Raw genomic sequence first — 24,543 nt, forward strand, 5'->3', positions numbered from 1 at the left:
TCAGACCTCCGGGGCTGTCAGGGCGCGGATGTCCGCGACGATCGCGTCGAGCGGGGTGCCCGTGGGGTACACCCCGGCGGCCCCGGCCTCCCGCAGCCGCGCCACGTCCGAGGCCGGGATGGTGCCGCCGACCACGACGGGGATGTCGTCGCCGCCCGCGGCGCGCAGCGCGTCGACCGTGCGGCGGGTGAGGGTGAGATGGGCGCCGGAGAGGATGGACAGGCCGACCAGGGCGACGTCCTCCTGCACGGCGGTGACGGCGATGTCGTCCACGCGGTGCCGGATGCCGGTGAACACCACCTCGAACCCGGCGTCCCGCAGGCCGCGGGCGACCAGCTTGGCTCCCCGGTCGTGGCCGTCGAGCCCGGGCTTGGCGACAAGTACGCGTACGGGTACGGGTACGGCCGCGGTCATCAGAACACCACCGGCTGCCGGAACTCGCCCCACACCGCGCGCAGGGCGTCGGCCATCTCGCCGACGGTGCAGTAGGCGCCCGCGCAGGCGACGAGCGGGTCCATCAGGTTGGTGTCTCCTTCGGCGGCCCGCCGCAGGTCGTCGAGGCGGGCGCGCACCTCGGCTGCGCTGCGCTCGGCCTTGACCCGTGCGAGCCGCTTGAGCTGGCGCTCGCGGCCCTCGGCGTCGAGTTCGTAGGTGGCGAGGTCGGGCGGGGGCTCGTCCACCGTGAACCGGTTGACGCCGACGACCGGCCGCTCTCCGGAGGCGGTCTCCTGGTGCAGCCGCCACGCCTCGTCGGCGATGAGTCCCTGGAGGTAGCCGTCCTCGATGCAGCGCACCATGCCGCCGTGCGCCTCCAGGTCGGCCATGATCTCGACGATCCGCTCCTCGGTGGCGTCGGTGAGGGCCTCCACGAAGTACGAGCCGCCCAGCGGGTCGGCGACCTTCGTCACGCCCGTCTCGTGCGCGAGGACCTGCTGGGTGCGCAGGGCGAGTGTGGCCGACTCCTCGCTCGGCAGGGCGAACGGCTCGTCCCAGGCGGCGGTGAACATCGACTGCACGCCGCCGAGCACGGAGGCGAGCGCTTCGTAGGCGACGCGCACGGTGTTGTTGCGGGCCTGCGGTGCGTAGAGGGAGGCTCCGCCGGCCACGACGCCGAAGCGGAACATGCACGCCTTGTCGGTGGTCGCGCCGAACCGCTCGCGCACGATGGTCGCCCAGCGCCTGCGTCCCGCACGGTACTTGGCGACCTCCTCGAAGAAGTCGCCGTGCGTATAGAAGAAGAAGGAGATCTGCGGGGCGAACTGGTCGATGGTCATCCGGCCGCGTTCGAGCACCGTCTCGCAGTAGGTGACCCCGTCGGCGAGGGTGAACGCCATCTCCTGTACGGCGTTGGCGCCCGCGTCGCGGAAGTGCGCCCCCGCGACGGAGATCGCGTTGAAGCGGGGCACCTGCGCGGCGCAGAACTCGATGGTGTCCGCGATGAGCCTCAGCGAGGGTTCCGGGGGCCAGATCCAGGTGCCGCGCGAGGCGTATTCCTTGAGGATGTCGTTCTGGATGGTGCCGGTGAGCTTCGCCCGGGGGATGCCGCGCTTCTCGGCGGCGGCGACGTAGAAGGCGAGCAGGATCGCCGCCGTGCCGTTGATGGTGAAGCTGGTGCTGATCCGGTCCAGCGGAAGGGTGTCGAAGAGGATCTCGGCGTCGGCGAGGGTGTCCAGCGCGACCCCGACCCGGCCGACCTCGTCGGCGTACTCCGGGTCGTCGGAGTCGTAGCCGCACTGGGTGGGCAGATCGAGCGCCACCGACAGGCCCGTGCCGCCCTGGTCGAGGAGGTAGCGGTAGCGGCGGTTGGACTCCTCGGCGGTGCCGAAACCGGAGTACTGGCGCAGGGTCCAGATGCGGCCCCGGTAGCCGGTGGGGTAGTTGCCGCGCGTGAAGGGGAACGTGCCCGGGTCGGGGGGTTCGGCGCGGCGGTCCGCGGGGCCGTACACCGGGTTGAGTGGGATGCCGGAGGCAGTGCGGAAGTCCTGGGTCATGACAGCTGGTCCTTCATCACCTTTCCGGTGGCGTTCAGCGGCAGTTCCGTGCGGAACTCGACGTGGCGGGGCACCTTGAAGCCGGCCATCCGCTCGCGCGCCCAGGCGATCAGCTCGGCCTCCGTGATCCCGGCGAATTCGGTGCGCGGGACGACGAAGGCCTTGCCGACCTGGCCGAGCCGCTCGTCGGGCACGCCGATGACGGCGGCCTGGGCGACCGCCGGGTGCCTCAGCAGGAAGCCCTCGATCTCGGCGGGGTAGGCGTTGAAGCCTCCGACGACGAACATGTCCTTCTTGCGGCCGACGATCCGCAGCCGGCCCTCGGCGTCCAGTTCGCCGAGGTCGCCCGTGTGCAGCCAGCCGTCGTCGTCGACGACCTCGGCGGTGGCCTCGGGGTCGTCGAGGTAGCCGCGCATGACGGAGTAGCCGCGCACGAGCACCTCCTGGTCCTCGGCGACACGCACCTCGAAGCCCTCGCACGGTTTGCCCACGGTCGTGGCGACGGCCTCGTAGGGGTCGCCGGGCCGGGACGCGGTGACGGTGCCTGCCTCGGTGAGGCCGTAGCCGGTCATGAGGTGCGTGAACGGCAGTTCGGTGGTGATGCGCCGGACCAGCTCGACCGGGATGTCCGCCGCACCGGTCACCGCGACCCGCAGGGAGGACAGGTCGCGGCCCGCGCCGGCCTCCAGCAAAGAGTGGTACAGGGTCGGCGGTCCCGGCAGGACGGTCACCCGCTCCTTCTCCACGAGGTCCAGTACCCGGTCCACGTCGAAGACGGCCACCGGGAGGACGGTCGCGCCCCGGATCATCGACGCGACCAGGCCCGCCTTGTAGCCGAAGATGTGGAAGAACGGGTTGACGATCAGGTACCGGTCGCCCTGCCGGAGCTGGGCGAGGTCGCACCACTCGGCGTACAGGCGCAGGGTTTGGCCGTGCGTAGTCATCACGCCCTTGGGGCGGCCCGTCGTGCCGGAAGTGAAGACGATGTCGGCCACGTCGTGCTCGTCGACCTTGGGGTCCAGCGGGTCGCCGGAGTCGAGGAAGCAGGAGGTCTTCAGGTCGATGACGGGGACGCCGGGCGGGCCGGTGAACTCCCGGTCCAGGAAGCCGTTCTGGACGAGCAGCGCCTTGGCACCGCTGCGTACGACGATGTCGTGGGCCTCCTCGTCGAGGAAGCGGGTGTTCACCGGCACCAGCACCCCGCCGGCCGTGAGCAGGCCGAACGCGGCGACGATCCACTCGGCCGAGTTGGGCGCCCACAGCGCCACCCGGTCGCCCGGGCCGACGCCCGCCGAGGCGAACGCCCCGGCGGTGCGGCGGACCCGGTCGGCCAGCTCGGTGAAGGTCAGGCGCAGTTCGCCGTCCACGACCGCCTCGGCGTCGCCGAACCGGTCGGCCGTGCTCAGCACCAGCTCGGGGATGGTACGGGCGGTGGTCATGCGTCGATCAGCCGGGCCAGATTGCCGCCCATGACCTTGGCCTTGTCCTCCTCGGACAGCTTCGGGAGGTGGTCGACGTAGGTGACGGGGTCGGCGAGCCCCTCGGGGTGGGGGTAGTCGGAGCCGAACAGGACGCGCTCGATACCGATGAGGTTTCCGAGCTCGGCCATGTCCTCCTCCCAGAACGGGCTGATGTGGATGTGCCGCTTGAAGACGTCCACCGGGTTCTCCCGGAACTCGTGGGGCATCTTCTTGTGGACGTCGGCGAGTCGGCTGAGCAGCGGTTCCACCCACGAGGCTCCGTTCTCGATGACGGCGACCTTCAGCTCGGGGAAGCGGGACAGCGCGCCGTGGCAGATCAGCGAGGAGACGGCGTCCTCGATCGGCCGCCACTCGTTGACCTGCCGGAAGGCGTTGGGTTTGAAGGGCAGGAACTCGCGCCGCTGGCCCTCCCAGTCGTTGGCGTAGTTGGAGTAGCCGCTGTCGGAGGAGTGCAGGGCGACCAGGACGCCGGTCTCCACCACCCGCTTCCAGAACGGGTCGAACTCGGGCAGCGCGAAGGACCGGGTGCCGCCGAAGCCGGGGACCGGCGCCGGACGGATGAGAATGGCGCGGGCGCCCCGCTCCACGACCCAGTTCAGCTCCTCGATCGCCTTCTCGACGATCGGCAGGGTGATGACGGGGACGGTGAAGATGCGGTCCTTGTAGGTGAAGCCCCAGGTGTCGTGCAGCCACTGGTTGAGGGAGTGGACGACGACGTGGATCAGTTCCGGGTCGTCCTTCATCCGCTCCTCGATGAGGCTCGCCAGCGTCGGGAACATCAGGCTGCGCTGGATGCCGAGCTCGTCCATCAGCTGAAGACGCGGCGCCGGTTCGCGGAAGGCCGGGATGGACCGCATGGGCTCCCCGAAGATCTCCCGGCGGGTCTTGCCGTCGGGGTTGCCGACCCGGAAGTACTCCTCCATGGCACCGGGGCGGGCGACGACTTCGAAGGTCGGATTCGGGATGTACTCGCTGATCTGCCCGCGTATCGCGATCTTGGTACGGCCGCCGACGTTCACGTACTGGATGGCGCCCTCGTACTCCTTGGGGAGGTACTTGGTGAGCGCTTCCTGGGTCTCGTAGAGGTGGTTGTCCGCGTCGAAGAGCGGATACGCGAGTGCACGAGAGGGCATGAGATCCTCCTTCACCGATTGCGAGAATCGTATTCTCGCATTGAGGGAGTGGCAATGTGCTTGCGAAGGACGAACTTCTTCACCTTGCCGCTCGGGGTGCGCGGGAAGTCCTCGACCTTGTGCACGACTTCGGGCCACTTCTGACGGGCCAGCCCCGCCCGGCCGAAGTGCAGGCGCACCTCGGCGAGGCTCGGGGCCGACCAACCGGGCAGCATGCGCAGGACGGCGGCGGCCCGCTCCCCCAGGCGCGGGTCCGGCACGGCCACCACGGCCGCCTCCGCCACACCGTCCAGCCCCAGCAGGACCTCCTCGACCTCCAGGGCGCTGATGTTCTCCCCGCCCCGGATGATGACGTCGGCCTTGCGGTCGGTGACGGTCAGCCAGCCGTCGGCGTCGAGCACGCCTATGTCGCCGGTGCGGTACCAGCCGTCGGCATCGAAGGCGGCGGCGGTGAGCTCCGGGTCGGTGTAGCCGAGGCAGAGGTCGGGGCCGCGGGTGAGGATCTCGCCGTCCTCGGCGAGCCGGACCTCCGCGCCGGGCAGCGCGAGCCCGTCGGTGTGCAGACGCTTGCCGGCAGGGCCGTCGTACGGAGTACAGGTCACCGAGGGATGCTCGGTGGAGCCGTAGGCGCGGAAGACGGTGATGCCGAGTGTCTCCAGCCGGGTCGTCACGACGGAGGCGATGGATGCACCTCCGAGTCCGGCGTACTTCAGACGCGCGATGTGCTCCTCGGTGCAGTCGGGATGGTCGAGCAGGCTGGTCATGTAGTACGTCGCCCCGCCGCCGACGGTGAGCCCCTCGTCCCGCATGAGGGCGAGCGCCCGGGCCGGGTCCCAGGAGTCGCCGAGATTGACCGGGGTGCCGTCGAGGACCGGGATGAGAAACGCGTTGATCATGCCGATGAAGTGGCCGACCGGTGCGACCGTGAACTGCCGCCCTCGGTCCGGGGGATAGCTCGCGGCCAGCTGCCGGGTTTCATAGCCGAGGGTGCGGTGGCTGTGGATGACACCCTTGGGGTCGCGGGTGGTGCCGGAGGTGAAAGCGATGAGGGCGGGGGCGTCCGGGTCCACCGGCAGGACGCCGGCCAGCGGCTCGTCGGCGAGCAGCTCGTCGAAGTCCCGCCCGACGACACCGACGACCGGCACCTCCGCACACAGGTCCGGACGGAACTCCGTCCGCCCGAAGCGCCCGGCGGCGAAGAACGCCTTCGGTCGGGTGGCCTCGACGATGTAGCGGACCTCCTTGGGCCCGTAGAAGTGGACCACCGGGACGACGACGGCACCGAGGAAGGCCGCGGCCCAGAACACGGCGGCCGCTTCCATCCAGTTGGGGAGCTGCATGACCAGCACGTCACCCGGGTCGACGCCACGCGCCCGCAGGCCGGCGGCCAGCCGCCGCGCCGTCCGCTCCACGTCGGCGAACGTCCCTCTCCAGGGCCGAACTTGGGAGTGCACGCGGAACTCCACGTCCCCGGACTTGCCCAGCCCGTGCGCCAGCATCTCGCCCAGGGTCTCGCTGGTCCACCAGCCCTCGGACTCGTAGCGCGCCACGAGCCCGGGCGGAATTGACCGCAGGGCGCCGGGGGGAATCGTCGCCATGACAGATACTCCTCCCTCGTTTGGAGAATTGCACTCTCCCATAGGGAGAAGGTAAGTTCCATACATGGCACGGGACCATGGCTTCCATCCGGTGCGGATCACCCGGGTCGTCGACGAGACACCGGACACCCGCACCTTCGCCCTCGACGCGCGCTTCCCCTACCGGGCCGGGCAGTTCCTGACCTTCAAGGTGTGCGGGACGCTGCGGAGCTACTCGATGTCGTCCTCACCCGACACGGACACCGAGGTGTGTGTCACGGTCAAGCGGGTGCCGGGCGGGCTGGTCTCCGGCTGGATGCACGAGCGGCTGAGGCCCGGTGACACGCTGGAGGCCACCCTGCCCGGCGGTTCGTTCTGCCTGCGCGGGGACGTCGCCGACCGGCCGCTCGTCGCGTACGCCGGCGGAAGCGGCATCACTCCGGTGTTCTCCCTGGTCAAAAGCGCGCTGGCCACGACGCGCCGCAGCGTCAGCCTGCTGACCGCCCATCAGAACACCGACGCCGCCATCTTCCGCGAGGCACTGGACACGCTCGCCGCGCGCCACCCCGGCCGGCTCACCGTCCGGCACCACCTGGACGACCGGGACGGACTGGTCACGGCCGAGACGATAGGGACACTCGCCGATTCCGACGCGGACCACTACCTCTGCGGGCCGGAGCCGTTCATGGCATTGGTGGAGGACACCCTGAAGAGCCACCGGGTGGCCCCCGAGCATCTCTTTGTCGAGCGGTTCACCCCGGCGGCACCGGAAAAGGCGCCCGCCACTCCGCCCGAGCCCGTCGCGGGCACCGTCACCGTCGACCTGCGGGGCGAGCGCCGTACCGTGCCGCAGCGACCGGGCGAGACCCTGCTCCAGAGCGCCCGCCGGGCCGGTTTCACGCCGCCGTTCTCCTGCGAATCCGGGGACTGCGCCACCTGCATGGCCCGGCTGACCGCCGGCGAGGCCAAGATGCGGGTGAACAACGCCCTGGACCCCGACGAGGTCGCCGAGGGCTACGTGCTCACCTGCCAGGCCGAGCCGACGACCACGGACGTGACCGTGGTGTACGAGGACTGACCCGGCAGCATCCGCACCCGCCCGACGACCGGAAGGCCGCGCATGGTTGAGCTGGAGCTGGAGGACGGCCTGGCCGTCGTCACCATCGATCGTCCGCACGCCCGCAACGCCATCGACCCGCAGACCATGGGCGAACTGGAGAAGGCGCTGGACGCGACCGAGGGCGCACGGGCACTGGTGGTGACCGGGTCGGGCGAGAAGGCGTTCGTCTCCGGCGGCGACCTGAAGGAGCTGGCGCGACTGCGCACCGAGCGCGAGGCCGCGGACATGGCGCTGCGGATGCGGGCGCTGTGCGACCGGATCGCCGCGTTCCCCGGACCGGTGGTGGCCGCACTCAACGGGCACGCGCTGGGGGGCGGTGCGGAGGTGGCCGTGGCGGCCGACATCCGGATCGCCGCCGACGACGTCCGGATCGGCTTCACCCAGACGAAGCTCGCCATCGTGCCCGCCTGGGGCGGTGCCGAGCGGCTGGCGCGGCTGGTGGGGCCCGGGCGGGCGCTGCTGCTGGCCGGCACCGGGCGGGTACTGGAGGCGGCCGAGGCCGAGCGGCTGGGGCTGGTGGATCTGGTCCTGCCCCGCGCGCAGTTCGCCGGCGGCTGGCGGGAGATGGCCCGCGCCCTGGCCACTCCGCAGGCGCGCGAGATCAAGAACCTCACCACCCGGACCCGACCGGCGCGCGAGGCCGCCGGGGCGTTCGCCCGGCTGTGGGTGTCCGAGGAGCACTGGGAAGCGGCGGAAAGGGTGATGTCCCGTGGTAAGTGAAGTACGTGTCGACGAGGGGCCCTTCGGCCCCGAGGTCCGCCCCGAGGGCGTGGCCGTGGCACAGACGGTGCTGTACCTGCATGGCGATCCGCGGCTCGCGGGCACCCCGCAGGACGCACTGCCGACCGCCCGGGAACTGGCCCGGCTCACCGGGTACGCGGTCGTCTGCGCCCGCTACCGGCCTCGCTTCCCGCAGGCCGTGGAGGACGTGTGGGCGGCCTGGGAGCACTGCCACGCCGGCGGTCCGGCGGCGGTGGCGGGCAAGCGGCTCGGCGGGGCCCTGGCCGCCGGCCTGCTGCTGCGGCTGCGCGACGCGGGCGTGACACTGCCGACCTGCGCGGTGTTCTCCTCACCGGTGCTGGACTTCATGCTGGACGCGCCGAGCCTGCTGCTCAACTCGGCGGCCGACCGCACCGTGGACGCCGAGGCACTGCCCATCCGCGCGGCCACATACGCGGGCACGACACCACGCGACCATCCGATGCTCAGCCCTCTGCACGGCAACCTGCACGGGCTACCGCCGCTCCAGCTGCACGCGGCGGGCACGGAGGTGCTCCTCGACGACACGCTGTCCTTCGCGACCCGGGCGGCGCACTCCGGAGTCGCGGTGGACATGCGGATCCACGAGGACTCCGCCGCTCAGGGCCTGAGGCAGCTGGAGGCGACGGCTCAGTTCCTGCGGGCGTGGTGCCCGAACGGGCTGGTCACTCCCCGTCGCGGATGAACTCCGCGGCGCGCCACGCCATCGCCATCACCGGCCCGTTGAGGTTTCCGGACACCATCGTCGGCAGGACGGACGCGTCGACCACCCGCAAGTGGTCGACGCCCCGCACGCGCAGCCGCCCGTCCGTCACGTCGTCCGCTCCGGGGCCCATCGCACAGGTGCCGATGGCGTGGAAACCGCAGTAGCCGCCGTCCAGCGCCGAGCGGACGATCTCCTCCTCGGCGTCGGACCGCACGTCCGGTCCGGGGAACATCTCGTGCCGGATGCGGGAGGCGATCGGGTCGGTGGCGAAGAAGTCCCGCAGCCGGCGGAAGAGGTCCGCCGCGACCTGGCGGTCGTACTCCGTGGAGAAGTAGCCGGGGTCGATGTCCAGTCCGGCATCGGGGTCGGCGGAGGTGATGGCCAGCGACCCCTCGGAGGTGGGCCTGAGGACCATCGCGCACGCCGAGACCCCGGGCTCCTTCTCCACTCCCGTCGGCCTGCCCGGCCGGAGGGCGGCGAGGGACCAGGGGGCCAGCAGGGCTTCGGTGTCGGGCCGTTCGAGGTCCGGGCGTGACTTGAGGAAGGCCATCACGTCGTAGGCCGGACGGGCCAGCGGACCCCGGCGGGTGAGCAGGTAGGCGGCCGCGGTGCGAGCCTGGGCAGCCGGAGTGGCCAGGTACCGGTTGACGCCGAGCGGGGCGTTGAGGCGGAACCGCAGGGCCAGGCAGCGGTGTTCGCGCAGCCGGGCACCGACGTGGGGACGGTCCAGCCGTACCTCCACACCGGCGGCGCGCAGCACCTCGGCCGGGCCGATGCCGGACAGCTGGAGCAATCGGGGCGTGGCCAGGCTGCCGAGACTCAGGATCACCTCGTGCCGGGCGTGGACGTCCTGCTCCTGCCCGCCGGCCCCGCGTACCCGGACGCCGACGGCCTTGTCCCCGTCGAACAGCACTCTCGTGACAGTGGTGTCCCGGGTGATGGTCAGGTTCGGGCGGGAGCGCGCGGGGCGCAGGAAGGCGCGGGCCGCGCTGAAGCGCTGTCCGGCCTTGATGGTGGCCATCGTGTAGCCGATCCGCTCGCCGTCCTCCTCGTTGACATCCGGCACAGGGCGCAGCCCGAACGCGCCCCCTGTGGCTATGAGTTCATCGCACAGCGGGTCCGGGTCGCGGACCGTGGAGATGTGCAGCGGGCCGGCGGTACCGCGGGTGGGTGAGGGCCCCAGGGCGTTGTCCTCGATGGCCTGGAAGGCCGGCAGGACGCTGTCCCAGCCCCAGCCGGGGTTGCCGAGCCGCTCCAGGCCGTCCCAGTCGGCGCGGCCGCCCCGGTTGTAGACCATGCCGTTGACGGAGCTGGATCCGCCGAGCACCTTGCCGCGGACCCAGACCTCGGGGTTGCCGCCCTCTCGGAGCGGGCGGGTGCGGTAGTGCCAGGAGAACGCGGGGTCGCCGAAGAGCTTGCCGACGCCCTTCGGGATGCGCAGGTAGGGGTGCCGGTCGGCGCCGCCCGCCTCGACGAGCAGCACGCGTACCGCTGGTTCGCGCGAGAGCCGTTCGGCCAGGACGCAGCCCGCCGATCCGGCACCGGCGATGACGTAGTCGTACATCACGGTCCTCTCTGTGGGTGAGAGGACGCGACGGCGCCGCGCGGTCCCCTCCTCGGCTTCCCGCGCGGCGCCGCCAGGTGGTGGCAGCGGGTCAGGAGCCCGGGGTGTCGTCGCGGTACACCCGGCCGCCCTTCATCACGAAGCACACCCGTCCGGTGACGGACAGGTCGGTGAGCGGATCGCCGGGCACCGCGATGACGTCGGCGAGCAGTCCGGGGGCGATCCGGCCCCGGTCTCCGGCGTCGATCAGTTCGGCGGCGACGGTCGTCGCGGCGCGCAGGGCGTCGACCGGCCGCATGCCCCGGTCGGCCAGGGCGAGGAGTTCCATGACGCCCTTGCCGTGCGGGATGGCGGGGGCGTCGGTGCCCAGGGCGACCTTGACCCCGCGCCGGATCGCGCGGGCGGTGGACTCCCGGGCGCGTGGGAAGACCTCGGCGGCCTTCGCCCGGAGCGCCGGGTCCGCGTGCGCGGTGTCCATGCCCTCGGTGAGCGAGGTGGTGGCCACCAGGAAGGTACCTCGTTCGACCATCAGGTCGAGGGTCGCGTCGCTCGCCAGGAAACCGTGCTCGATGCAGTCGATCCCCGCCTCGACGGCGGCCCGGATCGCCGAGTCGCCCATGCAGTGCGCGGCGACCTTGAGCCCCGCACGGTGCGCCTCGTCGACGGCGGCACGCAGCTCCTCGTCGGAGTACTGCTGCGCGCCGGCGGGGCCGGTGTGCGACATGACCCCGTTGGAGGCGCACACCTTGATGACGCGCGCCCCGTACTTGATCTGGTGGCGGACCGCCTTGCGCACCTCCGCCACCCCGTTGGCGATCCCCTCCTCCACCGTGAGGGGCAGCACCCCGGGGGCGAACGCCTGGAACATGGTCGGGTCGAGGTGTCCGCCGGTCGGGGCGATCGCGTGCCCGGCGGGCACCACGCGCGGGCCCTCGACCCACCCGAGGTCGATCGCCTTCTTCAGCGCCACGTCGAGCAGCACTCCCCCGGTCTGCACGAACAGACCGAGATTGCGCACGGTGGTGTAGCCCCGCCGCAGCGTGCGCCGGGCGTTGGCCGCGGCGCGCAGGGTCCGCACGGCCGGGTCCTCCTGGACGGGGATCAGCGGGCTGCGGTGGTCGGGCCCGCCGAGGAAGAGGTTGACCTCCATGTCCATCAGGCCCGGCAGCAGGGTGACATCCCCGAGGTCGCGGACGACCGTGCCCTCCGGCAGCCGGGCCGGCCGGATCTCGGCGATGTGCTCGCCCACCACGAGCACCTCGCCGGGCTCGGCGATCTCGCCCTTGTCGATGTCCAGCAGCCGCGCCGCGCGCAGCAGCACGGGGGGCTGCGGCGTCTTCTCCCGGGGGGCCTGCCCGGGTTCCCGCGCGGCCATCACACGGCGGGTTCGATGACGGCGTCGATGCTGGACGGGCCGCTGTCCGGGACCCTCGGCTGGCCCCACGCCTCCACCGGGAAGGCGACGGTCACCAGTGCGCAGAACGCCCACAGCAGGTGCTTGTCCTCTTCGCCGATGTCGTCGAGGCTCAGGTTCTCCAGGTACTCGGTGTTCTGCTGGAGGAGTGGATACGCCACGTCGTAGAAGGCCTGAAGCTCCTCCATGGTGCTGCTGACGCGTTTGGCGTAGCGGGCCCGCTCGCCGCGGACCGCCCAGTCCGCGAAGGGTTCCAGCGCGGCGAAGCCGGGGGGAAAGACGTTGCCCATGTCAAAGGTCTCCGTTGTCTGTTCGGCGGGCGTCTTCGGGCGGAGGGTGCTCAGGAGGCGGGTGCCGTGGAGTTCTGCTGCTGGTGGTCGCGCACGTAGCTCTGCGCGGTGGTGTGCAGGTGGCGCAGCAGGACCTCCTGGTCGCAGAGGGGGAACTGGTCCACCGTGCGCGACTCGAGCATGGTCTGGGTCGCCTCCAGGGTGTTGCCGTCCTGGAGGCCGTACTCCTTGAACGTCACCGCGGCCAGTTCCTGCTGGAGCCGCTCGAAGCCGTTCTTCGGCGGGACGAAGTAGCAGGTCCCCTCGAAGATGTGGGTGTTGTACGAGGTCGGCCAGTAGTGGTAGGTCAGCACCCAGTTGGGCCGCCAGATCAGCAGCATGAAGTTGGGGAAGAACACGAACGAGTCCATCCCCCAGACCTCACTGCGCGTCGGGTTGATCGCCGGCGGCAGCTCCTCGGTCGTCATGCCGATGTCGGGGGCGTCCCACGGGCCGAAGAGTCCGCTGCGCAGGACCCGTTCGATGGGCTTGACCATCGCCTTCTCCTTGGGGGGCGCGATGCCGCCCCAGGAGGAGACCATGCTGTGCGGGCCGTCGATGTCGTACGCCAGCGCCTCGTAGCCGTACTTCTTGATCTTGGCGGCCTCGCCCGACTCGTACTGGCCGGCATGGAGGATCGGCGCGTGGTAGAACTCGGCGAACGCGTCGATGAACAGCTTCCAGTTGCTGCCGATCTCGGCGCGGTACTTGTGCACCTGGGTCAGCTTGTGGAACGGGTAGCCGTCGATGCCCTGCGCGAACTTGCCGAGGTATGCCTTGAGGGGCGTGGTGTTCTCCGGGTCGAGGTTGACGAAGATGAACCCCTCCCACACCTCCGTCCGCACCTGCATCAGCCCGTACTTCGACTTGTCGATGTCGAAGAACTCCGACTCCTGCTGGACGAAGGTGAGCTTGCCTTCCAAGTCGTAGCGCCAGGCGTGGTACTTGCAGGTGAAGGCCCGGCAGGTGCCCTTGGTCTCCTCGCGCGGGTAGTCGTCCCACACGAGCTTGTTGCCGCGGTGACGGCACACGTTGTGGAAGGCGCGCACCTCTCCGTCCGTGCCGCGGACCACGACGACGGACGCCCGGGCAGCGTCCAGCTCCTTGGTGAAGTAACTGCCCTTGCGCGGGAGTTGCTCGACGCGCCCGACGTTCAGCCAGGTCCGGCGGAAGACGGCGTCCCGTTCCAGCTCGTAGAACTCCGGCGAGATCGAGTCCGCGTAGGAGACGGGACCGGTGTCGATCTTGAAGTGCTCGGTCCAACTGCCCTCGGCGGGCTTGGGGAAGTGTGCCATGGGTCGGAACCTCCACTCGGGGTGACCCCAGTCACGATAACAATAGTCTCGATTTTGAGAATAGCGTTTTCACATACTGTCAACGTGCTTTGGTCTCAGGCGTTGAGTTCATTTCCGCATGCCGGTAGCTTCGTATCACTGGCGTCACAGCTCTGTGCATGCAGGAGGGACGATGGCGACACGCCGCACGAACACGACCCGATCGGGCCGTAGGAGAAGGCTTCGGCTCACCAGCATGCTGATCACCGTGTCCGGTGTCGCCGTGCTGGGAGTCGCTCCCGCGGGCCACTCCGGACGGCCCGCGGCGAACTCCCCCGACAGGCTCTCGCAGCTGGTCGCGGAGATGGCCCTGGAGGAGAAGCTGTCGTTCGTCCAGGGCCGATGGGACGATCCACAGCGACAGGAGATCGGTGCGTCGGGATACATCCCCGGAGTGGCCAGGCTCGGGATTCCGCCCCTGCGGATGAGCGATGGTCCGGCCGGTACGCGCGCCGCCCCCTCCTCGACGGCGATGCCGGCACCGGTCACCCTGGCCTCCTCCTTCGACGACCGGCTGGCGCGTGAGTACGGAAGGGTCCTCGGCCGCGACGGACGCGCCCGGGGCATGGACGTGGTGCTCGCTCCGATGGTCAACACCATCCGCGTGCCGTACGCGGGCCGCAACTTCGAGTCCTACAGCGAGGACCCGCTCGTCAACTCCCGCATGGTGAGCCAGGAGGTCCGCGGCATCCAGGACGAGGGTCTGATCGCCACGACCAAGCACTTCGCGGCCAACAACCAGGAGACCGATCGCCAGACCATCAACGCCGACGTCGGGGAGCAGGCGCTCCACGAGGTGGAACTCTCCGGATTCGAAGCAGCCGTCAAGGCCGGTACCGGATCGCTCATGTGCTCCTACAACAAGGTCAACGGCGCGCACGCCTGCAGCAACGACACCCTGCTGACCTCCATCCTGCGGGAGCAGTGGGGATTCGGCGGATGGGTGATGTCGGACTGGGGCGGAACCCGCGCCACGACCGACATCCTCCGCGGACTCGACCAGGACATGCCCGGTCCGCCCATAGGGCCGGACTACTTCGGTGCGCCGCTCAAGGCCGCGATACAGGACGGCTCGATCCCGGTCACGGCTCTGGACCGGTCCGTCACCCGCATCCTCGGCACCATGCAGAGGTTCGGTCTGCTGCGCTGCGCATCCCCTCAAGGGCCCGTGCCGGGCTGCTCGTTGCCGGCACGTCCCCGATTCGACGCCACAGCCAGTAACGCCGTCGCCCAGCGGGTGGCCGAGGACGGGGCCGTCCTGCTGCGCAACAAGGGCGACGCCCTGCCGCTCGGCCGGCGTGCGGCCCGGGACATCGCGGTCATCGGCACCCCGGCCGTCGCGCCCGTGATCGGGGGTGGAGGCAGTTCCTCGGTGATCCCCACGACCGTGCCCGTGCCACGGGAGGAGATCGCCAAGCGCGCCGGAAGCGGCTCGAAGGTTTCCTACCGTCCGGGCGTCGACACCATCGGCACGGTGATCCCCGGTTCGGCGCTCTCCGGCGGAGCCATCGACCACACCGGAGACAACGCGCTCACGACCAAGACCTACGACCAGACACGCACGCTGACGGCGCCCGAGGACGGCGACTACCTGATCAGCATCCGCTCGACGGTGAGCAACCGGTCGCTGACCGTCGACGGCCGAAAGGTCGCCGAGGCGAACAGCTACCGCACCGACACGCTCACCGGCACCTCCGCACGTGTCCACCTCAAGGCGGGGAAACACGAGATCGGTGTGAAGGTGAAGGGCTACGGCACCGACCCGAAAATGCAGGTGCAACTGACCTGGACCCCACCTCAGGCCGCGCGGGCCGACCTGGCGGCGGCCGTCTCCGCCGCCAGGAAGGCCGAGACCGCTGTGGTGTTCGCCTACAACGAGCAGACAGAGGGCGCGGACCGCACCACGCTGGCGTTGCCTCACGACCAGGACGCCCTCGTCTCGGCGGTCGCCAAGGCCAACCGCAACACGATCGTCGTCCTGAACACCGGCGGACCTGTCACGATGCCGTGGCTGAGCTCGGTCCAAAGCGTGCTGCAGATGCACTACCCCGGCCAGATGGGCGGGACCGCCACCGCGCGGTTGCTCTTCGGCGACGCGGCACCAGGGGGCAGGCTCACCCAGACCTTCCCGCTGGACGACGCGCACACGATCGTGAGCGGTATGCCTCGACGCTTCCCGGGCGTCGACGGGCAGGAGGAGTATTCCGAGGGTGTCTTGACAGGCCACCGCTGGTACGACCAGCAGAGGATGAAGACGCTGTTTCCCTTCGGCTACGGGCTGTCCTACACGACGTTCTCCTACCGCGGCCTGAAGGTCACGCCGCGGCCCGGAGGGCTGAGCGTCAGCTTCACGATCAAGAACACCGGTGAACGCGCCGGCCAGGAAGTCCCGCAGATCTACCTCGGACCCAGCTCCGAGGTGAGGAACGCGCAGCAGCCCCCGCGGAAGCTGGTGGGGTACCAGAAGGTCCGCCTGGGCCCTGACGAGTCCCGCCGGGTCACGGTCACCGTGGCCGAGCGGCAACTCCAGTACTGGGACAGCGCCGCGGACGGCTGGGTCACGGGCACCGGCTCCCGGGACGTCTGGGTGGGCTCGTCCTCCCGGGACCTGCCGCTCCACCGCGAAGTCACCGTCCGTGAGGTCCGCGGCGCCCGGGAGGGACGGTGACCGGGCGATCCGGCGCGCGACCGGGCCCGGTCGGGTTCGTGGGTCTGGGCACCATGGGCGGCGCGCTGGCGTCCAACCTGGTCCGGGCCGGGTTCGAGGTGGTGGCGTACGACGCCGCCGGGCCCGCGCGCACCCCGCTGGGCGCCCGCTGGGCCCCGAGCCCGGCGGACGTGGCGCGGGCGGCCGCGACGGTGGTACTCAGCCTGCCGGACGGGGGCGTCTGCCAGGAGGTGGTGCGGGACCTCGCGGCTGCCGGGGACCGGCAGGTCACCCACGTCGTGGACACGTCCACGGTAGGGACGACGGCCGCCCGTGTGCTGTCGGCGATGGGCCTGGCGTACGTGGACGCGCCCGTGTCGGGCGGGATCGTCGGGGCACACCGGCGCACCCTGATGGTCATGTACGCCGGGACGGACGAGGACTGCGCCCATGTGGAACCGGTGCTGGCCGGGCTCAGCGACCGCAGGCGCAGGGTCGGCGACCGGCCCGGGCAGGCACAGGCGCTGAAGCTGGCCAACAACTTCCTGTCCGCGACCGCACTCGCGGCCACCAGCGAGGCCGTCGCCTTCGGGCGGGCCGCGGGGCTGGACCCGGCCGTGATGGTGGAGGTGCTCAATGCCTCCAGCGGACGCAGCGGGGCCAGTGCGGACAAGTTCCCGAGCGAGGTGCTCACCGGCCGTTACGCCTCGGGGTTCAGCAACGCGCTGATGGCCAAGGACGTGCGGCTGTATCTGGAAGAGGTACGACGGCTGAGCGGTGCCCGGACCATGGGGGCGGTGACGGGCTCGGTGTGGGAGGCGTTCACCGCCGCGGAACCCGGCGCCGACTTCACCCGCATCTACCCCTTCGTCGCCGGGGACTGATCCTCCGTGTCCGCGGCGTCGGTACCGAGGAGGACCGCCACGGTCTCGCGGACGATCTGCGGATACCGGTCCGCCTCCGGGTCCACGAGCCACAGCTGGTGGACGCCCTCGACCAGTGCCAGCACGGCGGCCGCGGCGGTCGGCGCGCTGAGCCCGCTGGGTACGCGCTCCCCGTATCGTTCGACCAGGCTCGCGACGAGGTGGTCCTGGACGGAACGGCACCGCTGCCGGATGTAACCGGCGGCGGGTTCCTGGCCGGTGACCGCCTCGGCCAGCACCACGCTGTGCACGGTGGCGAGCGACGGATGACTCTGTTCGAAGGCGACGGCCTCGGCGAAGTCGCCCGCCCAGTCCTCGCCGACCCGCCGTCCCGCCAGGTTCTCCCGGGCGAGCTCCTCACGGAAGCTGAGGAGCTCCAGCAGCAGCCGCTTCTTGCTGGGGAAGTAGTGCAGGACTCCCTGCCGGGTGAGGCCGGCCCGCTCCGCGACCGCGTCGATCGACGTGCCCTTGAATCCGCGGGCGGCCAGGACCTCCAGTGCCGCCTCCAGGACCTGCTCACGCCGCCCCGACACCACGTCGTGCCCTTCCGTCGTTGGAGAGGTGCCCGCACACCGTACGCACGCGAGTCGGCGCAGGTCGAGAGGGCGTACGGGATCCCTCTCAACGTCCCATCGCGGCAAGGGCGGACAGGGCGGCGTTCCGCAGCACCACCGCGTCGCGTACGCCCGCCCTGTCCGCGATCTCGCCGAACAGGCGGACGTCCTTGGCGAGCAGACCGCCCGCGTGGGCGGCGATGCGGTCCAGGCCGCCGCCCGCGTCGGAGACCCGGTCCAGCGCGAAGCTGGCCGCGCTGCCGCGCGGCAGGACCCGGCCCAGCGCGGTGCGGTCCAGACCGAGGGTGCCTCCAAGCCCGAGCGCGTCGGCGGCGAGTCCCAAGTGGGCTGTGAACAGCAGGTTGTTGAGAATCTTGGCGATCTGGCCGGAGCCGGTCGGCCCGAGATGGACGACGGGGTCGCCGTAGGTGTCGAACACCGGGCGGCAGAAGGCGAAGACCTGGGGGTCGCCGCCCGCCATGACGACCAGGGTGCCCTGTTCGGCGGCCCGGCCGCCGCCGCTGACCGGTGCGTCCACGACGGAGACACCCGACGTCCGGGCCAGCGCCTCCAGACGGCGGCAGGTGTCGGGGTGGACGGTGGAGTGGACGGCGATCACCCCACCGCGGCGCAGCCCGGCGAGGACGCCGTCCGGACCGGTGACCACCTGCTCGACGTCGGCGTCGTCCACGACGCACAGACACACCAGATCGCTGGCGGTGGCCAGTTCGGCGGGCGATCCGGCCGTCCTGGCCCCGCTGTCCGCGAACGGGGCGAGCGTGGTGCGCCTGCGTGCCCACAGGGTCGTCTCGTGTCCCGCCTCGACGATCCTGCGGGCCATGGGCGCGCCCTGACTGCCCAGTCCGATGAAGCCCACGCGTGCGCGTGCCCTGCTCATGTCGTCCTCCGCGGCCGCCAGAACACGGCGAGCAGCCCCGCGGTCGCCACCACGCCCACCCCGAGCACGACACCGGCGCCCGCCCACCCGGTCACCTCGAGGCCGGCCGCCGTGTCCACCGCGTACTCCCCCGGCCCCCACGCGCCGAACGCCACGGCGAGCACGCCCAGGACGAGGACGTACTCGTAGCCCTCCTTGAAGACGAAGAAGCCGTGCGTACGGTGGGCGAGCAGGCCGGCGACCAGCATCACCGACAGCACGGCCGCGCAGGCCAGCGAGGTCAGCAGCCCGAGGACAAGCAGGACGCCCGCGCCGATCTCGGTGACGACGCTCAGCCAGGCCTGGAGCCGCGGCCGGGTCAGGCCGAGACCGGCGAACCAGCCGGCGGTGCCCTTGATACCGCCCCCGCCGCGCCAGTGGTTCCAGCCGTGCGCCACCATGACCACGCCCACCAGGAGGCGGACGGCCAGCAGCGCGGCGTCGGATGCGTCACTCATCGCGCCGCCCCCGTTCCGTGGGCAGCGCCTGCACGCCGATCGCGCACTCCTCTACGAAGGCGAGGACACGCAGGTGGTAGGCGAGGGCGGTGCGGCCCACGCTGGTGTTGTGGCCGGCCCCCGCCTGTTCATGGAGCACCACGCGGGGGGAGCCGGTGAACATCGAGGCCAGGTTGGACAGCCCTTCCGGCCCGTTGACCCACACCTGTTCGTGCTCGGCGAGGGTGATGTGGACGGGGACCGCGACGCGTGCCGACAGCCGGGCGAAGTCCTCCTGCCAGCCCTCACGGTGGCCCTCGTAGGCGGGCGAGGGAGAACCGATCCGCTGTCCGCCGTGCACGTCGGGCGCGTAGGCCTGCGGCGGGTGCCAGAGCGCGTGGCGGAGGCTCGGCCGGGTGCGGGCCGGGTCACGTCGCCACTCCTCCATCGCCCTTACGGCCCTGGGGTGGTGCACCCGGCCCATACCCGCCAGCTCAAGGCCGAGCAGGTCTCCGAGTCGCGGGCCGCTCGCCATGCGCAGAGTGAGTTCGGAGCCCGCCGAGTGCGCCCACAGGAACACACCGAGGCCACGCTCGCGCTCCTTCAGCAGCGCGTCCACGGCCTCGTGCGCGAAGTCCGTGCGCTGTTCGGCCGTGCGCATCCGGTCCTCGTGTCCGGCCGAACTGCCGTAGCCGGGGCGGTCCAGAGCGACGACGGTGAAGCCGGCCGCGGCGGCGGTGCGCAGGAGGGAGAGCCTCGGGTGTCCGGGGTGGTCGAAGTAGGCGGAGGTGGTGGCGCCTCCGTGCAGGGCCACGATCACGGCCTGCGGGCGAGACACCTCGGCCACCAGCGCGGACGCCGGCACGCCGTGCACGTCGACGACCTGCCGGCGTACGGCGGTGGTGAGTTCGGGGTCGAGTGAGGTCATGCCACGATCCTGATGTTCACGGTCCTGGAAGTCATGCGTCCGTCCTGAGCAGGAGTACTCCGCTGGGGGTGAGCCCGCCGCTGGAGACCACCGCGGTGCGCGCTCCCTCGACCTGCCGCCGCTCCGCCTGGCCGCGCAGTTGGAGCACGGCCTCGTGGAGCAGGCCCATCCCGTGGGTCCGGCCGTGGGAGAGCTGACCGCCGTGCGGGTTCAGGGGCAGCGCGCCGTCGGGGGCGATGTTCTTGCCGCCGTCCAGGAAGTCGCGGGCCTCGCCGATGCCGCAGAAGCCGAGCGCCTCGATCCAGGACAGGCAGTTGAAGGTGAAGCCGTCGTAGAGCAGTGCCACGTCCACGTCGGCGGGGCCCAGGTCGGTGCGCGTCCACAAGTGGGCGGACTGGCCGAGGACCTGGGGTTCGTGGGTGAGGGTGGACTGGTCCCATTCGGGGCGCTCGACGATCTGCGTGCCGACGGCCTCGACGCGGACCGGTGGCCCGAGGAGGTCGGGCGCGGTCTCGGCGGCGGAGACCACGACGGCGACGGAGGCGTCGCAGGGGACGTCGCAGTCGTAGAGGCCGAAGGGTGTGGTGACGGTGCGCGCGGAGAGGTAGTCGTCCATGGTGAGCGGGTCGCGGTAGATCGCGTCCGGGTGGCGGGCCGCGTTGGCGCGCTGGTTGAGGGCGATCCAGCCGAGGGTCTCCCGGGTGGTGCCGTAGCGGTGCATGTGCCGCTGGGCGTTCATCGCGAGCATGACCGCGGGCGAGACGGCACCGAAGGGCTTGAACCAGCCTTCCGCGTCCGCCCGTTGGGGCACGGAGATCCGGCCCTGCCGGACGAGTGCGCCGTACGTTGCCTCCCACACCGTGCGGAAACACAGCACGTGCCGGGCCAGGCCGCCCGCGACCGCGAGCATCGCGGCGATCACCGAGCCGCCCGGACCGGGGGTCTCCGCCGCCCCGTTGTGCCACACCGGGCGGATGCCGAGCGCGGACTCCAGAGCCGTCACGCCGCCCTCGGCGAAGCCGCCGTACGCACCGCCACCGGGGTAGGTGGACAGGCCGTCGATGTCGTCGAGGGTGAGGCCCGCGTCGGCGACGGCCTTCTCGCAGGCCTCGACGGTGAGGTCGAGGGGCGGGACCATCAGACGGCGGCCGATGCGTGAGGCGCCGGAGCCGCTGATGACCACGCGGTCCTCGAACCGGGGTCCGGTCAGCGCCGGACGGATGTGTCCGGTGACCGGGGGGTCCTCGGGCAGGGGCGCGGGAGAGGGCTGCTGCGCACACGGCCGGAACAGGGGCAGCCAGGCGTCACCGGCCTGCTCGAACACCACCTCCATGCGCATGCCGATCCGCAGGTCCGCCGGTGAGCAGCCGACGACGTTGGTCGTCAGCCTGACGCGCGGGTCCTCCTCGATCGCCACCTGGGCGACGACGAACGGGGAGGGCAGACCCGGGAACGGGAAGCGGTGGTTGACGGTGAAGCCGATCAGAGTGGCGAAGCCCGAGACCTCCCCGACCTCGGTCTCGTGTCCCCGGCAGTGGCGGCAGACGGGCTGCGGCGGGTGGATCAGTGCCCGGCACACGGCGCAGGTCTGGAAGCGGAGCCGTCCGTCCCGGCCGGAGGTCCAGAAGAACTCGCTCTCCTGGCGGATCTCCGGCTGTGGACGGACCGTGCCCCCGGTCTCGCTCAATGGATCTTCGCCTCCGCCTTGCGGACCGTGACCGGCTCGGCCAGTCCCTGTTCGTCGCAGGCCTGCTGGAGGTTCTCCAGGGTTTCCGCCAGGCCGGGTCCGAGGCGGGCGCCCGGGGTGAAGGTCGCCGGGAGGTGGCGCATCCCCTGGATGACGCCGATGGTCTCGTAGTGGACCGTGCCCTCGGCCTCGCAGACGTAGTCCGGGATGCGGTCGAGGACCTGGAGCAGCATCCGCTTGAAGACCGTGCGGGCGACGTTGGAACCGATGCAGCGGTGGATGCCCAGACCGAACGCGGTGTGGCGGTTGCCGCCGCGGGTGAGGTCCACCTGGTCGGGGTCGGTGAAGACCTGCGGGTCCCGGTTGGCCATCGCCCAGGACAGCCAGAGCCGGTCGCCCTCCTTGAACTCGGCGCCCGCGATCTCGCAGTCCTCGGCGACCGTGCGTCCGTCGCCCGGTGCCGGGGTGAAGTAGCGCAGGAACTCCTCGGTTGCCGTGTCCAGCAGGGTGTCCCGCTCCCCGCTCAGCCGAGTCCGTTCACCGGGGTGCTGGGAAAGCCATTCCAGGGCGTGCGCGGTCAGGGCCGTGGTGGTGTCGAAGCCGCCGCCGATGAGCAGGGCCAGCGCGCCGACCAGGTCCTCCTCGCGTGGAGCCGCGCCGTCGATCTCCAGGTGGACGAGAGCGTCGACGAGGCCGGGGCGGGGGTGCGCGCGGACCTCCTGCAGCGTGGTGGCGATGTCCCTGATCATCGCCATGTGGGCCTCCACCACCCGGGCCATCTCCGGCGAGTGCGGCGGAGTGTAGACACCGGCGTGGGCGGGTTCGTTGTACAGCTCCCACTTCTTCAGCGGGATGCCCATCATGGCGAGCGTGAAGACGGCGGGGACGATGTTGGCGAGGTCGTCGACGAAGTCGATCCGGCCCGTCTCGATCTTCTCGTCGATGCAGGCCCGGGCCACGTCGTCGATGAACGGGATCCACCGCTTCACGGCGGCCGGGGAGAGGTAGGGATTGAGGGCGGTGCGGTAGGCGCGCTGCTCGGGCGGGTCCATCTCCAGAAAGCCGCCACGGATCCCCCTGCCTCGGGGTGGGGCCGGGATGCTGATGCCACGGTAGCCGCGACGCTCGTCGTGTATGTCGTGGTCGTTGGACAGCTTCTCCCCGGCGCGGGCGAAGGCGAGCAGTTCACGGTTGCCGGCGGCCACCCAGTGTCCGTCGTAGGTGTCGGTCCAGGCGAGCGGGCAGCCGCTGTGGAACTCGCGGGTCTGCTCCTCGAACCGGTCGCGGTACTCCGGGGCGTGGCGGTCGAAGTGGACGCGGGGCTGTTTGCGGGCGTCGTCGCCGGTCGTGTCCGGTGCGGTCATGGGCTGTGCTTCCTCTCGGTCCGCCGGGTACGGCTCAGAACACGCCGATGGCGCGTTCGGGGCAGGAGCGGACGGCTTCGACCACCGCGTCCTCCTGGTCGGTGGGGACGTCCTCGGCGAAGGGCGAGGAGTGTCCGTCGATCTCGCTCAGCTCGAAGACCTTGGGGGCGCTCATGGCGCACAGGGTGTGCCCCTGGCAACGCTCGGGGTCGACGCGTACCTTCACGTCTCTCATCTCCGGTTCAGGTCAGGTCGGACAGGGACTTGCCGACACCGGCGAGGGTGGCCGGTTCGCCGTAGTCGCCCTTGTACTTGTAGGTGGGGGCGTCACAGCGGTAGGCCCCCTGGTCCGGCTCGAAACCGGCCGCCTGCCAGCCCTTGGCGGTCGCCTCGACGATGACGTAGCACTTGGGCGGCTCCTTCGAGGTGAGGTCGAAGGGGGCCTGCAGGCCACCGGCGGTGAAGGCGGTGTTCTTCATGGCGTTCTCGTACACGCACGTGCGGGTGAGCTCGGCGCAGTCGCGGGCGGCGGTGGCGAACAGCAGCCAGGCGGAGAAGGCGCGCAGGGCGGGGTAGGTGACCTGCTTGCCGGGGGCGTACTTCTCGAACAGGTCGATCACCTGCTGGACGGCAGGGTTGTCACCGGCGCTCTCCAGCGGGGCGCTGCCGAGGAGTTCGGCGTAGTTGTGCTGTGTGCCCAGAGCGGCGCCGGCCAGTTGCGGGAACGCGGGGCCGTAGGCGTTGCTGTTGGCGTCGATCCAGTCGGGGGTGTATCCGATGCCGGTGAGGGCCTGCTCCAGTTTGGCCAGGCTCGCGAAGTCGCCCAGGAAGACCAGGCCCCGGACTCCGGATTTCTTGATCGACTGGGCGTAGGGGGTCCAGTCGGAGACGCCGGCCGCCGGGTACAGGTCACTGTGGGAGACCTTGCCGCCGAGACCGGCGACGGCTTCCTTGAACTGGGCGGCCATGACCTTGGTGACGGGGGAGTCACCGGCGATGATGCCGACCTTTTTCGCCGAGTCCGGGTACTTCTCCTTCAGCAGCCAGGTGTAGTAGCCGGCGTACTGGAAGTACCCGGCGGTCGGGCCGGAGGCCAGTGCCTGGAGGTCGGAGCCGATGGCGCCGATCTGGCTGGACTGGGAGGGGAAGTTGGGCAGCAGGCACTTCAGCCGGTCCTTGACGCCGAGGCTGTCCAGCGCCGAGCCGCCGCCCACCAGCGCGAAGTCCGCCTTGCAGGCCTCCAGCACCCGCTGGCGGACCTCCATGAGTTTCGCGTCGCGGGTGACGGGGACGAGGTCGCGGCCGTTGATGCCGCCCGCGTCGTTGCACCAGGACGTGAACACCTTCGCGGCGTCCACGAACTCGGACCGCTTGGTGAAGCCGATGTCGGACATGACGCCGACCTGGATCTCGTCGTCGGTGACGCCCTGGACGGAGGAGGACTTGGCGGTGCCGGGGCCGCACACGTCCTTCAGCGTGCCGAAGTCGGCGCTCGTCTGTGCGGCGGGGCTCGTCTGCCGCACGGGGTCGGTGCCGGGGGCGTCGCCGGATCTGGTGGAGCAGCCGGCCAGCAGCACCGTGACCACGGTGACCGCGCCGATCAGCGTCCTGCGCATGGTGCCTCCTCGGGGAGCTCGGACGCCGTCGTCCGAGGGAGG

22 protein-coding genes are annotated in these 24,543 nt (G+C 71.0%); 5 read left to right on the forward strand and 17 right to left on the reverse strand.

The genetic code is table 11. The features are described 5' to 3' along the window. Genes ADK36_RS33735 through ADK36_RS33755 form a run of 5 tightly spaced genes read right to left on the reverse strand, consistent with a single transcriptional unit; the run spans position 1 to position 6,203 of the window. A complete protein-coding gene (locus ADK36_RS33735) occupies positions 1–414 on the reverse strand; it encodes a cobalamin B12-binding domain-containing protein (protein ID WP_053200161.1) in 414 nt (137 codons plus the stop codon). After that, the gene (locus ADK36_RS33740) at positions 414–1,991 is read right to left on the reverse strand and encodes a methylmalonyl-CoA mutase family protein (RefSeq protein ID WP_053200163.1); all 1,578 of its coding nucleotides are present in this window, start codon (positions 1,989–1,991) and stop codon (positions 414–416) included. Before ADK36_RS33740 ends, ADK36_RS33735 begins: the two co-directional genes overlap by 1 nt. Beyond that, the gene (locus ADK36_RS33745) at positions 1,988–3,430 is read right to left on the reverse strand and encodes a FadD3 family acyl-CoA ligase (RefSeq protein ID WP_053200167.1); all 1,443 of its coding nucleotides are present in this window, start codon (positions 3,428–3,430) and stop codon (positions 1,988–1,990) included. Before ADK36_RS33745 ends, ADK36_RS33740 begins: the two co-directional genes overlap by 4 nt. Beyond that, on the reverse strand, positions 3,427–4,605 hold the full coding sequence (locus ADK36_RS33750; protein ID WP_053200170.1) for an amidohydrolase family protein: 1,179 nt from the start codon (positions 4,603–4,605) through the stop codon (positions 3,427–3,429). Before ADK36_RS33750 ends, ADK36_RS33745 begins: the two co-directional genes overlap by 4 nt. An 11-nt stretch (positions 4,606–4,616) precedes the next feature. Next, the gene (locus ADK36_RS33755; protein WP_199830301.1) at positions 4,617–6,203 is read right to left on the reverse strand and encodes an AMP-binding protein; all 1,587 of its coding nucleotides are present in this window, start codon (positions 6,201–6,203) and stop codon (positions 4,617–4,619) included. Between the two features lie 64 nt (positions 6,204–6,267). Here ADK36_RS33755 and ADK36_RS33760 point away from each other — a divergent pair, with 64 nt between their 5' ends. The 3 genes from ADK36_RS33760 to ADK36_RS33770 are packed head-to-tail and all read left to right on the forward strand — an operon-like array spanning position 6,268 to position 8,746. Further along, on the forward strand, positions 6,268–7,260 hold the full coding sequence (locus ADK36_RS33760) for a ferredoxin--NADP reductase (protein WP_048580175.1): 993 nt from the start codon (positions 6,268–6,270) through the stop codon (positions 7,258–7,260). A gap of 42 nt (positions 7,261–7,302) precedes the next feature. Next, on the forward strand, positions 7,303–8,022 hold the full coding sequence (locus ADK36_RS33765; RefSeq protein ID WP_053200172.1) for an enoyl-CoA hydratase/isomerase family protein: 720 nt from the start codon (positions 7,303–7,305) through the stop codon (positions 8,020–8,022). Continuing rightward, positions 8,012–8,746: an alpha/beta hydrolase fold domain-containing protein gene (locus tag ADK36_RS33770; protein WP_053200408.1), complete on the forward strand. Its 735-nt coding sequence runs from the start codon at positions 8,012–8,014 to the stop codon at positions 8,744–8,746. The genes ADK36_RS33765 and ADK36_RS33770 overlap by 11 nt, the downstream gene beginning before the upstream one ends. On the opposite strand, the gene ADK36_RS33775 is transcribed toward ADK36_RS33770, so the two are convergent. The 4 genes from ADK36_RS33775 to ADK36_RS33790 all read right to left on the reverse strand — a co-directional run bounded on the left by ADK36_RS33775 (position 8,727) and on the right by ADK36_RS33790 (position 13,369). Further along, entirely contained in the window at positions 8,727–10,331 is a 1,605-nt protein-coding gene (locus ADK36_RS33775) for a GMC family oxidoreductase (RefSeq protein WP_053200174.1), read from the reverse strand. The two genes, ADK36_RS33770 and ADK36_RS33775, sit on opposite strands and share 20 nt — an antisense overlap. Before the next feature lie 91 nt (positions 10,332–10,422). Continuing rightward, entirely contained in the window at positions 10,423–11,706 is a 1,284-nt protein-coding gene (locus tag ADK36_RS33780) for a metal-dependent hydrolase family protein (protein WP_053200175.1), read from the reverse strand. Then, positions 11,706–12,035 (reverse strand): hypothetical protein, encoded by a 330-nt coding sequence (locus ADK36_RS33785; protein ID WP_048580180.1) that lies wholly within the window; start codon positions 12,033–12,035, stop codon positions 11,706–11,708. The genes ADK36_RS33780 and ADK36_RS33785 overlap by 1 nt, the downstream gene beginning before the upstream one ends. 50 nt (positions 12,036–12,085) lie before the next feature. Next, positions 12,086–13,369 carry an aromatic ring-hydroxylating oxygenase subunit alpha gene (locus tag ADK36_RS33790; protein ID WP_048580181.1) on the reverse strand — a complete coding sequence of 428 codons (1,284 nt, stop codon included), beginning with the start codon at positions 13,367–13,369 and terminating at the stop codon, positions 12,086–12,088. A gap of 235 nt (positions 13,370–13,604) precedes the next feature. On the opposite strand from ADK36_RS33790, the gene ADK36_RS33795 reads away from it, so the two are divergent. Both ADK36_RS33795 and ADK36_RS33800 read left to right on the forward strand, forming a co-directional pair. Further along, entirely contained in the window at positions 13,605–16,076 is a 2,472-nt protein-coding gene (locus ADK36_RS33795; RefSeq protein WP_234329972.1) for a glycoside hydrolase family 3 C-terminal domain-containing protein, read from the forward strand. Continuing rightward, positions 16,073–16,939: an NAD(P)-dependent oxidoreductase gene (locus ADK36_RS33800; RefSeq protein ID WP_199830302.1), complete on the forward strand. Its 867-nt coding sequence runs from the start codon at positions 16,073–16,075 to the stop codon at positions 16,937–16,939. The genes ADK36_RS33795 and ADK36_RS33800 overlap by 4 nt, the downstream gene beginning before the upstream one ends. Here the strand turns inward: ADK36_RS33800 and ADK36_RS33805 are convergent. From ADK36_RS33805 to ADK36_RS33840, 8 genes are all read right to left on the reverse strand, one after another. Beyond that, positions 16,915–17,511 (reverse strand): TetR/AcrR family transcriptional regulator, encoded by a 597-nt coding sequence (locus tag ADK36_RS33805; protein WP_234329973.1) that lies wholly within the window; start codon positions 17,509–17,511, stop codon positions 16,915–16,917. The genes ADK36_RS33800 and ADK36_RS33805 overlap by 25 nt on opposite strands. 88 nt (positions 17,512–17,599) lie before the next feature. Next, a complete protein-coding gene (locus tag ADK36_RS33810; RefSeq protein WP_053200179.1) occupies positions 17,600–18,430 on the reverse strand; it encodes an NAD(P)-dependent oxidoreductase in 831 nt (276 codons plus the stop codon). Then, positions 18,427–18,927, reverse strand: a complete 501-nt coding sequence (locus tag ADK36_RS33815; protein WP_053200181.1) for a DoxX family protein — start codon at positions 18,925–18,927, stop codon at positions 18,427–18,429. Before ADK36_RS33815 ends, ADK36_RS33810 begins: the two co-directional genes overlap by 4 nt. Beyond that, on the reverse strand, positions 18,920–19,834 hold the full coding sequence (locus ADK36_RS33820; RefSeq protein ID WP_053200183.1) for an alpha/beta fold hydrolase: 915 nt from the start codon (positions 19,832–19,834) through the stop codon (positions 18,920–18,922). The genes ADK36_RS33815 and ADK36_RS33820 overlap by 8 nt, the downstream gene beginning before the upstream one ends. Positions 19,835–19,865: 31 nt before the next feature. Next, the gene (locus ADK36_RS33825) at positions 19,866–21,521 is read right to left on the reverse strand and encodes a thiolase C-terminal domain-containing protein (RefSeq protein ID WP_053200185.1); all 1,656 of its coding nucleotides are present in this window, start codon (positions 21,519–21,521) and stop codon (positions 19,866–19,868) included. Continuing rightward, positions 21,518–22,885 carry a cytochrome P450 gene (locus ADK36_RS33830; protein ID WP_053200187.1) on the reverse strand — a complete coding sequence of 456 codons (1,368 nt, stop codon included), beginning with the start codon at positions 22,883–22,885 and terminating at the stop codon, positions 21,518–21,520. The genes ADK36_RS33825 and ADK36_RS33830 overlap by 4 nt, the downstream gene beginning before the upstream one ends. Before the next feature lie 34 nt (positions 22,886–22,919). Further along, entirely contained in the window at positions 22,920–23,120 is a 201-nt protein-coding gene (locus tag ADK36_RS33835; RefSeq protein ID WP_267887432.1) for a ferredoxin, read from the reverse strand. 7 nt (positions 23,121–23,127) lie between these two features. Then, a complete protein-coding gene (locus ADK36_RS33840) occupies positions 23,128–24,501 on the reverse strand; it encodes an ABC transporter substrate-binding protein (protein WP_048580190.1) in 1,374 nt (457 codons plus the stop codon). Positions 24,502–24,543: the final 42 nt, after the last annotated feature.

The organism is Streptomyces viridochromogenes, from assembly GCF_001270495.1.
GTDB lineage: Bacteria > Actinomycetota > Actinomycetes > Streptomycetales > Streptomycetaceae > Streptomyces > Streptomyces viridochromogenes_A.

Bases quoted from the DNA above. Each gene is read 5' to 3' on its own strand.
- ADK36_RS33810 (WP_053200179.1), bottom strand. From the start codon at position 18,430: ATGAGCAGGGCACGCGCACGCGTGGGCTTCATCGGACTGGGCAGTCAG.
- ADK36_RS33820 (WP_053200183.1), bottom strand. From the start codon at position 19,834: ATGACCTCACTCGACCCCGAACTCACCACCGCCGTACGCCGGCAGGTC.
- ADK36_RS33785 (WP_048580180.1), bottom strand. From the start codon at position 12,035: ATGGGCAACGTCTTTCCCCCCGGCTTCGCCGCGCTGGAACCCTTCGCG.
- ADK36_RS33795 (WP_234329972.1), top strand. From the start codon at position 13,605: ATGCTGATCACCGTGTCCGGTGTCGCCGTGCTGGGAGTCGCTCCCGCG.
- ADK36_RS33740 (WP_053200163.1), bottom strand. From the start codon at position 1,991: ATGACCCAGGACTTCCGCACTGCCTCCGGCATCCCACTCAACCCGGTG.
- ADK36_RS33765 (WP_053200172.1), top strand. From the start codon at position 7,303: ATGGTTGAGCTGGAGCTGGAGGACGGCCTGGCCGTCGTCACCATCGAT.
- ADK36_RS33840 (WP_048580190.1), bottom strand. From the start codon at position 24,501: ATGCGCAGGACGCTGATCGGCGCGGTCACCGTGGTCACGGTGCTGCTG.
- ADK36_RS33760 (WP_048580175.1), top strand. From the start codon at position 6,268: ATGGCACGGGACCATGGCTTCCATCCGGTGCGGATCACCCGGGTCGTC.
- ADK36_RS33750 (WP_053200170.1), bottom strand. From the start codon at position 4,605: ATGCCCTCTCGTGCACTCGCGTATCCGCTCTTCGACGCGGACAACCAC.
- ADK36_RS33775 (WP_053200174.1), bottom strand. From the start codon at position 10,331: ATGTACGACTACGTCATCGCCGGTGCCGGATCGGCGGGCTGCGTCCTG.
- ADK36_RS33745 (WP_053200167.1), bottom strand. From the start codon at position 3,430: ATGACCACCGCCCGTACCATCCCCGAGCTGGTGCTGAGCACGGCCGAC.
- ADK36_RS33780 (WP_053200175.1), bottom strand. From the start codon at position 11,706: ATGGCCGCGCGGGAACCCGGGCAGGCCCCCCGGGAGAAGACGCCGCAG.
- ADK36_RS33790 (WP_048580181.1), bottom strand. From the start codon at position 13,369: ATGGCACACTTCCCCAAGCCCGCCGAGGGCAGTTGGACCGAGCACTTC.
- ADK36_RS33830 (WP_053200187.1), bottom strand. From the start codon at position 22,885: ATGACCGCACCGGACACGACCGGCGACGACGCCCGCAAACAGCCCCGC.
- ADK36_RS33735 (WP_053200161.1), bottom strand. From the start codon at position 414: ATGACCGCGGCCGTACCCGTACCCGTACGCGTACTTGTCGCCAAGCCC.
- ADK36_RS33815 (WP_053200181.1), bottom strand. From the start codon at position 18,927: ATGAGTGACGCATCCGACGCCGCGCTGCTGGCCGTCCGCCTCCTGGTG.
- ADK36_RS33835 (WP_267887432.1), bottom strand. From the start codon at position 23,120: ATGAGAGACGTGAAGGTACGCGTCGACCCCGAGCGTTGCCAGGGGCAC.
- ADK36_RS33755 (WP_199830301.1), bottom strand. From the start codon at position 6,203: ATGGCGACGATTCCCCCCGGCGCCCTGCGGTCAATTCCGCCCGGGCTC.